This is a genomic window from Aquamicrobium ahrensii (assembly GCF_040545755.1).
Lineage (GTDB): Bacteria > Pseudomonadota > Alphaproteobacteria > Rhizobiales > Rhizobiaceae > Mesorhizobium > Mesorhizobium ahrensii.
Genome location: NZ_JBEPMN010000027.1, coordinates 1 through 12,849, shown reverse-complemented (window position 1 = coordinate 12,849; position 12,849 = coordinate 1). Strand labels below are relative to the sequence as shown.

8 protein-coding genes and 3 pseudogenes are annotated in these 12,849 nt (G+C 60.0%); 4 read left to right on the top strand and 7 right to left on the bottom strand.

What is annotated here, in order from left to right:
* On the bottom strand, positions 1-203 hold a 203-nt coding region (locus ABID44_RS18505), incomplete at its 3' end, for an electron transfer flavoprotein subunit beta/FixA family protein (protein ID WP_435521462.1).
* A gap of 93 nt (positions 204-296) precedes the next feature.
* Positions 297-1,871, bottom strand: coding sequence for an FAD-dependent tricarballylate dehydrogenase TcuA (tcuA, locus tag ABID44_RS18500; RefSeq protein ID WP_354153149.1), 1,575 nt, complete (start codon positions 1,869-1,871; stop codon positions 297-299).
* Between the two features lie 176 nt (positions 1,872-2,047).
* On the opposite strand from tcuA, the gene ABID44_RS18495 reads away from it, so the two are divergent.
* The gene (locus tag ABID44_RS18495; protein WP_354153148.1) at positions 2,048-2,749 is read left to right on the top strand and encodes a GntR family transcriptional regulator; all 702 of its coding nucleotides are present in this window, start codon (positions 2,048-2,050) and stop codon (positions 2,747-2,749) included.
* 156 nt (positions 2,750-2,905) lie between these two features.
* On the opposite strand, the pseudogene ABID44_RS18490 reads toward ABID44_RS18495, so the two are convergent.
* Both ABID44_RS18490 and ABID44_RS18485 read right to left on the bottom strand, forming a co-directional pair.
* Positions 2,906-3,704 (bottom strand): annotated as a pseudogene (locus ABID44_RS18490) (hypothetical protein); the annotation flags it as partial.
* Between the two features lie 569 nt (positions 3,705-4,273).
* Positions 4,274-8,212: a peptidoglycan-binding protein gene (locus tag ABID44_RS18485; RefSeq protein WP_354153147.1), complete on the bottom strand. Its 3,939-nt coding sequence runs from the start codon at positions 8,210-8,212 to the stop codon at positions 4,274-4,276.
* Between the two features lie 307 nt (positions 8,213-8,519).
* Between ABID44_RS18485 and ABID44_RS18480 the strand changes: the two genes are divergently transcribed.
* Positions 8,520-8,711 carry a hypothetical protein gene (locus ABID44_RS18480; protein WP_354153146.1) on the top strand — a complete coding sequence of 64 codons (192 nt, stop codon included), beginning with the start codon at positions 8,520-8,522 and terminating at the stop codon, positions 8,709-8,711.
* Positions 8,712-8,789: 78 nt separating this feature from the next.
* Complete coding sequence (locus ABID44_RS18475; RefSeq protein WP_354153145.1) at positions 8,790-9,776, top strand: SH3 domain-containing protein; 987 nt, start codon at positions 8,790-8,792, stop codon at positions 9,774-9,776.
* Between the two features lie 173 nt (positions 9,777-9,949).
* Here the strand turns inward: ABID44_RS18475 and ABID44_RS18470 are convergent.
* The 3 genes and pseudogenes from ABID44_RS18470 to ABID44_RS18460 all read right to left on the bottom strand — a co-directional run.
* A pseudogene (locus tag ABID44_RS18470) lies at positions 9,950-10,072 on the bottom strand (DUF2200 family protein); the annotation flags it as partial.
* A gap of 105 nt (positions 10,073-10,177) precedes the next feature.
* Positions 10,178-11,407, bottom strand: a complete 1,230-nt coding sequence (locus tag ABID44_RS18465; RefSeq protein WP_354153144.1) for a type II toxin-antitoxin system HipA family toxin — start codon at positions 11,405-11,407, stop codon at positions 10,178-10,180.
* Positions 11,400-11,990, bottom strand: coding sequence for a helix-turn-helix domain-containing protein (locus ABID44_RS18460; protein WP_354153143.1), 591 nt, complete (start codon positions 11,988-11,990; stop codon positions 11,400-11,402). Before ABID44_RS18460 ends, ABID44_RS18465 begins: the two co-directional genes overlap by 8 nt.
* A gap of 352 nt (positions 11,991-12,342) precedes the next feature.
* On the opposite strand from ABID44_RS18460, the pseudogene ABID44_RS18455 reads away from it, so the two are divergent.
* Positions 12,343-12,753, top strand: a pseudogene (locus ABID44_RS18455) (DUF4158 domain-containing protein); the annotation flags it as partial.
* Positions 12,754-12,849 lie beyond the last annotated feature (96 nt).

The following is a 12,849-nucleotide window of genomic DNA, read 5'->3' as shown; positions in this document are numbered from 1 at the left end:
GCCTGGCTCGGCCCGACCGAGACAACAACGATCTCCTCGACCTTGCCCGCCTCCTTCAGCCGGATCGCCTCCTCAACCGCAATCTCGTCAAACGGGTTCATCGCCATCTTAACATTGGCAAGCTCAACACCGCTGCCGTCGGCCTTCACGCGAACCTTGACATTCGCATCAACAACCCGCTTGACGGGCACGAGAACTTTCATGGGAGAAAACCTTTTCGGAAGAACGTTCAGGAACTGGACTGCCAGGGCAGGACGATCCGACAAGCCGGCTTTACTAGCCGGACCGTCCTGGCGTCATGCAGCCTGGGAGGACGCCGCCGCCGATGCGCCTGCCAGGCGTCCAAACACGGCGCCCGCCATAAGGCCGGTTCCGCCCGGATAATTGAAGTAGAAAATACCGCCCACGAGCTCACCAGCGGCAAACAGCCCGTCGATGGGAACTAGGTCCACATCGAGCACTTGCGCCTTTTCGTTGATCCGCAGCCCGCCGAAGGTGAAGGTGACACCGCAGCCCACCTGAAACGCCTGAAAGGGGCCATCCTCGAGCGTATTGGCCCAGTTGGTCTTGTTGACCTTGAGGCCGGTAGTGGCGCGTCCGTCCTTGACATTCGGATTGAAGGGGACGTCTCTCCTGATTGCCGCGTTGTAGGCGCAGATTTCCTCAAGCGCCGCCACCGGGTCGACGCCTTCCAGCTTTCCGACCAGTTCCTCGAGCGTGTCGGCCTTCACGGTCGTGACCTGTTTGATCCGGTATTCGTCGCGCAGCAGATGGGCTACTTTCGAATCGAATATCTGCCAGGCGAAATTACCCGGCTGTTCGAGAATGACCCGTCCATATTTGGCATAGGTGTAGTTGCGGAAATCCGCACCTTCATCGACAAAACGACGACCGTCGGCGTTGATCATGACGCCGAAAGGATAGGAGTGTTTCTGGAACCCGTCACCCACGTCGAGATCGCCAAACTCCGGCGCGTTGAAGTCCCAGCCCACCGCGTGGCAGCCCGACCAGTTGCCGTAGACGGCGGCGCCGATCGCCTGCGCCATCTTGATGCCGTCACCCGTGTTGAAACGCGAGCCGCGCACCTTGGCAAGCTCCCAGTTCGGGCCGAGAAACTGGGTGCGCATCTGTGGATCGGCCTGGAATCCGCCGCTGGCGAGAACCACCGATCTGGCCGCGATTTCGAACGTTTCGTTGCCCTGCTTCACGGTGACGCCGCGAATGCGACCTCTCTCGGTGAGCAACCCGGTCACGCGGCAACCGTAGCGGACGTCGATACCCTTGGAACGGGCGATCTGAGTCTCGCTGTCGACCAGGCCGGGGCCACCGCCCCAGGCCTCGACGGTGAGCCCACCCCAGAACTTGAACCTGCCGTCGACCTTGAATGCCTGCCGGCCATAGATCGGCTGGAAGCGGACGCCTTTCGAGCGCAGCCACTTCATGGTGTCGAAGGAACGGCGGACAAGGAGTTCGCACAGGGTCGGGTCGGAGCGATAGCGCGTGACGCGGAACATGTCGTCGAAGAACTGGTCTTCGGTATAGGTGCCGAAATCGGTACGATCGATCTCCTCCTGAGACAGGTCGGGCATGACCTCGAGGAGATCCTCCACGCCACGATAGGCAAAACGGATCGCTCCTGCGGTAAAGCGGCTGTTGCCGCCGTTTTCCGCCTCGGGCGCGCGCTCGAGCACGATCACCTTTGCACCGCTTTCCTCCGCCGCCAGCGCGGCGCTGAATGCTGCGTTGCCAGCGCCAACCACAATCACATCACAGGTATCCATACTGTCCTCTCCTTTATATGCATGCGACTGTATGCAATTACATGCAAATAGACAAGGGCATTTCATGAAACCTTTCGGGGCGGCGCTCATTTGCAGCCAAAGGCTGAAGCGACGTTCACGCCAGGGTCTTGACCCGGCAGATGCGGTTGTGCTCACTCGCCAGGCACTGTCGGCGTCCGGGCATTCTCCAAAAATGGGGGAACAACCGGAACGCCTGCGGTTCTAGAGAGGGGATCGAGCGGCCGTCAGGCCTTTACGGCCCTGGGGTGCAGCGCAGATCGGCGCGGATGCGAAACGAAGAGTCGAGGGTAATGTCAGCCAGGTCCGGAAGAAACCGCGACGAGCCATTGAGCACAGCGGTTTACCGCAACCTTGTCGAAAAACTTCGCAGCGGCACGCTGGCGCCAGGCAGCCGGCTGCGCGAGGAGGAACTCGCCGCATCGCTCGGTGTCAGCCGAACCCCAGTGCGCGAGGCGCTGGCCCGCTTTCAGGCGCGAGGCCTTGCCTATATTTCATCCGGCGGCCTGATTGTTGCCGAGCTCGACCGCCGGCAGGTCAACGAACTCTATGCCGTGCGCGCCATGCTGGAGGGCTCTGCAGCACGTTTTGCCGCAATGAATGCTGCGCCAGCCGACATCGAGGGAATCCGCCACGCGGTCGAGCTTTTCGAAAACCAGCCCGACGATGCTACGGCGCTGGCAAAAGCGAATACACTTTTTCACGAATCCATCTACCACGCCGCCCGCAATGACTATCTCTTGCGGATACTGGAAGATCTCAACGACTCCCTGGCATTGTTGCCGCGCACAACGTTCCAGCTTCCCCAGCGCCGCGACGAGGTTCGGCTCGAGCACAGGGAGATCGTCGCAGGCATCGAGGAGAGAAATCCTGACAGGGCCGAAGCCGCTGCACGCGAGCATATACATAGGGCCCTGGCCAGTCGCCTCAAGCTTCTGTTCTCAATATAGAACACGTCGCCTGAAAGTGGGGAGCGGGAGAGGAAAAGGTGGAGTCAGGCTGCGAGGGGACGCTAGCGCATTTGGCGCTTCTGTTCATGCGGGTTGACGAGGCTATTGGCGGCACTTTAGGCGGGAAACTGGAAATCGGTTCACCGGACAAATCCCAAGGAGATGCCGTAGCCTCGGCACATCAACCGTAACATCCCGAAGGTAGATGTTAAAATCGCCGAGGTGCCTGAGCACCTTCCCATGCCTGTTCGATGTGCCGAAGCCGCATCGACAGATGGAACCAGTCAAGACCATGCGTTTCGGCCTGCCGTGTCGCGCTGAGCACAATATCTTGCAGTCCAACATCTCCGTCGCTGAAGACAGTGGCGTCTCGGCCAGAGAGCCAGCATTGCGCCCACATTGCGCATCGTACTTGCCGATGGCCACGTTCGGCGCGGCCACGAACTGACGCGCCGGCCGTTCCGGTGAAACAACGCGACCTATCGCAATCTCGAAATGTCGGCTCTGATATCCGGGAACTGCGCGGATATAGACGTCATCGATAAATGCGGAGATAGGCGCTGCGTGGGTCCGGCTGATGCGGTAAGGACTACCAGCGTCCCGCCTTGGCAAGCCGGTTTGACGACGGTCCGATGATGATTGTGTGGTCGAGTGACCGACACAAAAAGATCAAGTGAAACGACGGCGGGGAGCGGGGTTGAGCCTGGATTCGCTCCGAATGGATCGCAGGAGAGCGTAATCATGAACCCCGCGAACGCGGTCGCGACATTCCCAATCCTGCAGGCTGGCTGGATCCTCCTGAAACTACGTAAGCTTCTCCTTCAAACGGGCCTGTATCGCTTTGCCTTCCTCCAGGGAGATGCCGAATTCGTCGAGCCGCGCCGCGCTCGACAATTGCGATTTTTCAACGCTGCGAAACGCCATCGGTGCCGACAAACTCCACCCAGACATTCATCTTCAATTGCGCTGCCGATGAGTACTCCCTCGGAAAAGGGTTCTGACTATGCCCCCACCTTTTTTTCCACTCCCGATATCAGCATGATCTACCGGCCGAAGATGGAGCAGCTCAGCCAGAGCACCTGACACATTTCCGCTCAGCGTCTGAGGATAAAAGTCCACTGGCAGCTAACGGGTGAACGTCCTACATTCCGATTTGCGCATCGCCAGCGGCCCCGCCGGAGCCTTCCGCACTGCCAGGAGCCCCGAAGCGGTTTGCGTCGATGTGCAAGAGTGCGGCGCAGGTATCAGGAGGGGGCGTCGCCGTACCGGGACCGGTTTTGTGTGTAGATCATGCAGCCAACACAGGCGCGAGCCGGGTATTTGCGCTCGCTGAAGTCCCGTGTCGGATATGCCGCGGCTTCAGATTCTACAATCCCCAACCAGAAATCTTCCGATCAGAATGGCGTTTGGCCACCTGGCTGGGCTGACGCCGTGATAAAATCCAGCTTCCCTTCTTGCGGACTATGATCATGTTTTCGCATATGTCGTTGTCTTGCGACCGGCTCTCGCTTTGGGTGACATGCTTTAGAATTTGACACCGCCGCCCTGAGCGCCGGATGTGGCGCCTTCTCCTCCTGCACCTGCCGCCTGCTGCGCGGCTTCGCGATTCTGGACAAAAGCTCGCGCATAGGCGTCGGCATCGGTGAGGATCGTTTCAACCCAGTCCATCGAACCACTCGGATACCCCGCTTTGAGAGTGCGGCTGGCGTTGAAATTGACCTCGGAACTAAACACCTCGCCGCAGTCCGGTTGGCGCGTGGGGCTGCGCTTAAGCGGATTGCGCATGCGTTCCGGCAATTTGGCGTCATGAATGAGCGAGCCATCGGCTATGACGAGCGTCGGCGCGGGGTTTCCGTCGGTCCATGCGGCGGAAAGGGCCTGAACCACGGTATTATAAATATAGGTCTGGTTGCTGCATTGAGTTTCCTTGCCGGCAGCAAACCACACATTGCTACCCTGGCCCATCTGCCCCGTATAGGGAGCTCCATACTTCTGCAGCAGGCTTTCGTTGATCTCCACTTCCGGAACGGTTGAAGGATCGAAGTAGATGCGACGCCACGCAGCGGCGACCCTCCCCTCGATCGCGGGCGGTTCGTCGATGAGGCCTATCATTTCCTTGCCATTGGGAGAGACGAACAACTTGCCCGATGTGGCAGGCGTAACCATGCCACGCTCGATCGAGCCGTCATGCGCTCTGATTCCCTCGAATACACGCCCAACCGCCATATGCTTGCGGATGACCGCTTCGGCGGTTTCGAAGTCGTCTCCGAGACTGATGCCGATAATATCGTAGACGCGCACCGTTGACTTTTCTTCCCGCGGCTCCGGCATGTCCAAGCGTATCGGACCGATCGCCAGCTGTTGCGCGACATTCCGCGTGGTTGCATCAACGAGCGCGGCGTCAATGAGGCTGATCTGGAACACTGGCGCAGGCAAGGCGACGGAGGGCCCTTCAACATTCCAGCCTGCTTCGGCGAACACCGATGGCGCAACTTCGTCGCCGATGCGCGCGCCTAAAACGGCGATGGTGACCTGTATGTCCTGGTTGCGACCTTGTGAGGGGGCCAGCGCAGTGTCGATCTGCTGTGTGAGCTCAAAAAGCTCGACCGGCCATGTATCCTCGCCCAGTTTTTTCAGGATTTTCAAAGTTGCGTGGCAATAGGCGTCATTGGGTCCGCATTCCGATCTGGGTTTCAGGTGGACCGTGCGATCCTGCATCCCGAACGAGGCTTCCAGACGATCGCAGTCGTTGAGGTCCGTGTCGGGATTGTTGCGACAGGCCTGAATATGATTTTCGATCCCGTTTTGCGCCTTGATGCGCCACACGCCCGGAAGACGAACCACTTTGGCCCGATTGCGGGGGAACGAAATCGTGAACTGATCGGGAAGCCTGGCGGCACGGCTGGCCGACCATTTTCTGAAGTCCGCGAGCAGCGTCGCCATGTCCTTCGCCTCGGGCGCAAACCTTATGTTCCGGAAAAATTCTCCCCATCGCAGTTCCTTGTCGTAGGAGGACTTTTCAGCTTCGTAACGGCTCCAGAACATACGCTCCCAGTCCTGATCGGAGATCGACTGCGGGACATGTCGAAGCGCAAGCAGGTCCATTGTCTCGGCATTGAGCGGCATGACCCGTCCTTCCGGCGCTTCGATGGTTTGATCGCCCGCCCCATACTGGATGCTGTCCGACAGGTTGAACGAACTCGTGGCGATAACCTTCCCGCCAACGACCACCTCCGCCGATTTTGGCGTAACGGGCAGAACCATCAGTTCAACTTCGCCGCGTTTCAGCCGCCTGGCCTCGCCGCGCTCAACGGTGAGTAGCACCTCAAAACTCCGATAGTCTTTTTCCGGCAGTTGGCGAACGGCAGCCTCGAGTTTTTCCCGGTCAACCGGAAAACGGTAGTCGCTGACCGGTCGGTCGAAGAGCAGCGCGCCGGACTCAGCCTGTTCCCCCCGACTGACAAAAATCAGGCGGTTCGCTCCGCCGCCAACCGTGCGGGCAATCAACTCGTCAAGGGCGCTTTTGTTCGCCCCGCCAACGCGGGCGTTCTCATCGCGAACAAAAAAAGTCGAAAGAGCGATGCGCGGCAAGACGGCGGGCAGATCGCTTTCAACCTCGACGTCATCGCTTCCGCCCGACCCGCCAATGCGTAGCGCTCCCAGCGAGCGAACAACAAGATTTTTGGAAAGGGCTTGTGCGCGCTTGCGCGTCCATTGCTCATATGCGGTTTCCTGACCCTCCCAGGTTTGGGCAGACGCCGGAAAGAAGGGGCCCCAGGGATCGTGCTGCTTCCAGTTCGCGCCGTGGTCGATACGGTATATCGAGCGCTCTATTCCAAACCGCAGCCTGGTTTCCTGTACCCAGTCGATTGGCCTGGCGGGCGGAAGTCCGGCATTGATTGCGGCAAGCAGAAGCGTGTCTCCCATGAGCGGAACAGACTCTGACACCGCCAGGCTCTCTCCCTCGCTGCCGGCAACCGGCGCCTGTGCGCGTGGAAATTCGTAGACGAGATCGGTCAATCCGCGATCGGCATACCCGACGAGCCGTTCCAGACGATAGGAAATGTCACCAGTTTGCTGTCCAATACGGGTTATGGTGACGGTGGCGGCCATCCAAAGGTTGCGATTCTCCATGCGCTGGAGCACGTCCTCGGCTGCGGCGGCGTCGACAGGGAGTGAATCAGGCAAGGCGAACTGCGGTCCGACGCTGTGCGGCGCATCAAACAACTGCATGGGACCACCGGACGAATTCAGAGGAAAAGCCTTTCGCGCCATGTCATATGACTCGAGACCCAGCCTGCCCGTCAGCACCACTGTCAGCGGCAACTTCGGCGCGATGGCTCTCAGGCGAACTGCATCCTGCGTGACAAATTCCTCGTAGGATCGTTTTTTCTCAAACTCGTTGTCGCCGGCCCAGCCGCGATAGGTGTTGAGCAGTGCATCCCTGCGCCTGCCTCGAAGGTAAGCGCGTGCATGAGTTTCCGCCGTCGCATCGTGGTTGAGGATTTCAGGATGCTCACCCAGCCGTAGCAGCCCTATCAATCCGCTGAGACCTTGCGGTTTTCGGGGCTGCAATGAATCTGCTGTGGGCAGGCCTTGATGTTTGACAAGATCGGACAGCAGCGCATCGAGTTCGGGGGATAGCGGCGCGCCGGAAGCCTGCAGCACCGCAGGCGTGTCGTTGAACAATTGATCCTCCGCCAGCTCGCCTGAAGGCGGGAAGCCGAGTTCCGCGATCCGATCTTCGTAGAGCAAGGTGAGACAGGGGACTTCGCTGCCGCATGCCTGTCTCTTCTCCAGAAACGCGCGCTGCGTGTTTCGCCAGTGCGCCGCGTCCGCCTCCGATGCGTCCTTAATCAGCTGCGCGTAGTTCGCGCTCATCTGGCTATCCAGATGGCGGAGCGTCGCAGACGCGCAGACTGCAAGTTCATCGCTCGCTCTCGCTTGCTCACAGTCGAAACCTGGTTGGTTCGCGAGAATCTCGGGATCATGGGTCGGCTGGATTTGGCCGAATTCCGCTTGCTGGTTTCGAGGAGCGGTTTGATCGCTACGGTTGTAGACCGCGCTCAGGGTCGCCAGCGATTGCGTATCCGGCATGCGCGACAACGGCAGGCCGTAATCACGTTGGAACTGGTTGAGGGCGCCCAGCGTCCGCGCGCCAAACACTCCGTCGGCGTTTCCGGCGTCGTAGCCCAGGCCGTTCAGCATATTCTGCATGGAGCGCACGGATTGGGCGTCCATCCGCGTTCCCTGCGGCTGCTGGCGGGAGCGCGGCTGGACCCCATGGCCGGGATCAGGCCGCAGTATCGGCCGGCTTGGAATGAGGAGTTCCTGGAGCAGTCGGTCGAGGCCCTGTGCATTTCCCGGCGTGGATTGTGCGGACGCCAAAGCTGCAGGGACCACGAGGAACGCACCAAACAGCCCACGTCGCAGAAATCGAAGAATACATTCTGCTCCCGCCATGTTCTCCTCCTCCTACATGAGCGAGCGTCATTCTGGAGGAAGTTGAACATCCCGCGGATAGAGCCGCAAGCTCACCAAAAGTGGGTAGATCTCCCTCAGCTGGAATACCTTCTTGGCGATATCAATGCCCAGGATATCAATGTTCATGATTACATTCCTTGCGGTCGACAGGCCCCTAGCCTGCCGGTGGGAGGGAGACCGTCCATCCCATTAGCTGGCGCAAGGATTTTGGTGGCCCTCACGAGGGATCAGGTGAAGCTCCTGAAAGAGCTCGCGAAGAGAATGACCGTCTGCGCATGTGGCTTCGATGGGCTTCGTGGCGGCCACGGTTGCCGAGGTGACGACGCTCATGGCGGAGGACTGCGGCGGCAGGGTCGCTCCCGAGCCGGGGAGCCGCACCATCACCGTAACCTATCATTGGGATTCCGCCACGCAGCGCTACATGCCGGATTCGGATGCTTTCACACTCCTGGCGCACGAGAACCGGCAGCGTTACTGACAGGCAGGAGGAAATCGCCGGAGCCGCGCCGGCGGATTGGAGGCATCGATGAGACCGATCGGACAAGCACGCACCGTATTGACGGCCGCCGCCCTTGCCTGCCTGCCTGCCGCGGGCGCACTGGCGGAGGAAAGCCCTGGATGGCATGGCGAGGCCGGTCCGCATGGCGCGTCGCTCACCTACGGCGCTGCGCAATCTGGCCACGCGCCTATCTCCTTTTCCTGCACGCCCGACGGCAACGGCGTGTCCTTCGTCTTCACATTCATACTCGGCGATTCCGCCGACAGCGCCGAGGTCGAGGTGCTGTTGCGGGCCGGTGACATCACGGTGCCGATCCGGACCACCGGCATGCATGATGACGATATCCGCAGCAGGCTGTACATCCTTGAGGGAAAGACCGTTCTCAACGACCGCCTCACCGACCTGATCACCTCCGACGGCATCCTCGTGGTCGTCATGAAGTACGACACAAGGGAATATCCGCTCGACGGCGCGCGGGAGGCGGCCACGCCCCTGTTGGAGACATGTGCCGGCCAGGCCCCGGAAACCGGTGTGGCGACGACGACCATCTGCCGGATGAGCGCCTGGTCCAGCGACCCGGATCCCGCCGGCCTGAATGTTCGCGCCGGCCCCGGCACGGACTACGCGGTGATCGGCCGGCTGCCGCCGCCCCAGGATATAGGCGGCATGAGTTTCGCCACCGAAGTATCCATCGTCGGATCGCGGGACGGCTGGTTCAAGATCGACGCGGCGACGATCAATAACTACATCGTCGACTATGGGCCGGACCCGGTTTTCGAGGGGGAAGGATGGGTGTCGGGTAGACTTCTCGCCCTCTCAATTGAAGGGAGCGACCTTTTCATGGAGCCGTCGCGCCATGCACCCCTCGCGCTTGAGCTCTCTGAAAACTCCGGACTCCGTCAAGCCCCCGACTACTTTGGGTTTGAGCTTGAACTTCGCGCCTGCATGGGCAACTGGGCGGAAGTGGAAATAACCGATCTTGGCAAGCGTGTGCGCGGATGGACGGATAACATCTGTTCAAGCCAGGTCACGACATGCCCATGACTGCGGAACGCTGAGCACTGTAGCACATCCAGACAGACGGCAGCATTGTCGGTGAGGGTAACGCGTGCTTCGTGTGCCCCTGTCTTCGTTGGAAGCTCAGGATGGTCTCCCGGCGGCGGACCAGTTGGCGCCGTTTAGATCCCCGCTCGGGACATCTGGCGAAACTGATTGTATCACTTCCGCAGAATCTTCTTCATCGCCTTGCCCCTGGCGAGTTCATCGATCAGTTTGTCCAGATACCGAAGTTTCTTCATGAGGGGCTCCTCGATGGCTTCGACTCGGGTGATCAGGGAGCGTTAGGGGTTCAGCCGGGGCGAAGCAGTCCTCACTGCATCAGACCCGCAATCCACTCCGGTCGCCTTGCTGCATATGGTGACGCGTGTTCGGGACAGAGACCTCCGTCATGCAAGTTCGTTGTAAAGCGGCACGGTCGGGGTGTGAGCGTCGATCGCCATCACGACGCTGGTGGCCAGAGGAAGATGCCGCTTCTCGGCCTGCCAGACCTGCCGGAAACGCCGGACGGTTTCCGCGGCGGTATCGATGACGAGCTTTTCGGGCAGAAGTGCCTTGGCCGCCAGATGCCGAAGCTCATCGGCATCGAATTCCGCCATTTTCTTGGTGCGAGAGAAATTGAGTGCGGCGGTATCCTCGCCCTCGATATAGGGGACGGTCGATACCAGATCGTAGGCAGGCGATAGTGCAGCAGTACGCCGGTCGGGATAGACCAGCGACCAGTTCTTGAGGTGCATGTCGCCATTGCCGATCAGAGCACTGAACACGAGGCGACGAATGAACTCGGCGGCGCCGGCATCTCCGGCCTCGGTGCCGATGACGCGCGCGATGTTGGCGTAGCTTGCGCGCTTGTACTTGTCGTCCGGGAAGACCCCGAACACCTGCGCGAAATCCTCGGTGTGGACAGGACCATCGCCGGTTCGATCGAAGCGGCTGACAGAAAGCGCCTGCCCCTTGAGCTCGCCAACGCCTTCTGGAATGCCGAAGATTGCATCCAGATCGACCAGGTTGATGACCGGCACTTCCATGCCGATCATCCCGGCGATCGTCATCATCGAGAACTCGTTTTCCGGAACGCCGGTGAACTGCTGAGACGGGAGCTTTACGATCCAGGAGCCGCCGACGCCCTCTGCGGGAATGGTCAGACCCCCGCCCTTGCCTGCGTTCCCGAACGCGGAGAACTTAAGCTGCACCCCGGCAAGCGAAAAGCGGAGAGCATTGGGTTTGGCGTTCGCCGGCAAATCCTCATCGTCGCCAGGCGGAAGGGCGCCGCCGGCCGCTGGATGGATCGAGAGTGCTCCGGGCAGGTCGAGGCCAAGCACCCAAAGCAGGAAGAATTCGCGCTGCTGGTTGACCCCTGCGCGCTCGGCGAGATAGCGGCGCAGACCTCCCTCGGGGAGCAGGTTCGAGAAGAAGGGCGGAACGACCCGCTGTGTTGGGCGAATTTTGGTGATGAGGCCACCCAGATCGTCCTTGAAAGACAGGCTGAGGGTCGGGCGATCCGGGTTCTCGACATAGTCTTCGTTGAAGGCAAAGATCGTCCGCTCGCCCTGCAGGTGGGTCAGCGTGCCGATCGGCTCGCCGTAGAGCCGCACGTCGAGAACCGAGACATCAGGCATCGCCATCTCCATCGTCGAGCGAGTAGGCCGGCTTCGGCTCGGTGCTCACCCTATGGGCGATGGAGTTGCGCACCCGCTGCAGGTTCTGCGCGATGTCGCGGACAATAGGCGCCGCTTGGTCGCTCGCCTGATCGCGTTCGAGGCGAGCGATGAGCTCGCGCACCAGCTGCGTCTCCTGATCGCCGAGGGTCACCCGACGCAGAAAACGCAGCGTATCTTCAATGCGATCGAGATCGGCCGAGCTGCCGTAGAGCTGCTTCATCTTCTTGACCAGCCGCTCGGCACGGGCGAAGCGCTTGTAGTTGGGCTGGCTGGCGTGGATATGCATGTCGGGTGTTGCCTGCGCCTTGACCAAGCCCAGCACCGCGGGCACGAGTTTTTTCGGCACGAGTATGAGCTCGAGATCGAGCGCGCGGGTCATATCGATGAAGCTCGACAGCCCAGGCTCCATCTTGCCGCTCTCAATTTGGGAGATGTGGCTCTGTGTCAGCCCCGCTCGCTCGCTAAGGGCGCGCTGGCTCACACCGGAAGCCTCGCGGATCTCCCGTGTTTGCGCGATCAAGCTTTCGCTCTGATAGGACATGATGTAGAATCCAGATCAAAATTCAGGTAGTGATCAGAATGCTATATCTATCGCATCGCATGGGCTTCGTCAATACTGATGATATAGAATAATGATTGAATCGACATTACGATATATAATAATGCATCATCGTACCATGCATGTGAGGGAGGCTGGGCCCAGAACAAGAACTGTTCAAAATCGTACGCTAAGGCCGAGCGGTGCGTGAACAGCGTTTGCTTGTGTCTCCCGATTTCCTGCGCGCAGCGTCTGACCTCAGTGGAAAACCGTAGCGGCACGACAGCCGATGTTTCCACATCCCATCTGCTCGGTAACATTCACCGGCGGTTGGTGTTGTGTGCGGAGTTGATCAGTGGCCAGGCGCAAGATTCTCAAATCTCAGGATCGACGGGGGCTTTTCGATATTCCGGCTGATGAGGACAGCCTGATCCGACACTATTCATTGTCCGCAGCGGATCGACTCGAAATTGACCTGTGCAGGCGTGAGCACAATAAGCTCGGCTTCGCTGTTCAGCTTTGCGCGATGTTGGGCTTGCGGCCCGCGCCATAGCTCGTCGTCGCGCGGAGGGCGCGCTGATCGAAGGGGGCTGACACCTGAGAAGCTGCAAGCGCTCGACAAGCTGCTCGAGGTTGACACAGCGGTCGACCAGACACGCTTCCATTGGTTGCGGTCCGCGCCGGAAGCGCCCGCGGCTTCAAATCTGTAGGGCTGACCGAACGAATTGCCTTTCTGCGCACGTTCGGGATCGATCCAAGCTTAAGGGTGTGATTTTTCATGGAATGAGGACCCTGTTTAAGGGGTGATTTTCGTCCAAACGGGACCCCTTAACGTGGGGTCATCAAGATGCCTCCGGTTTGA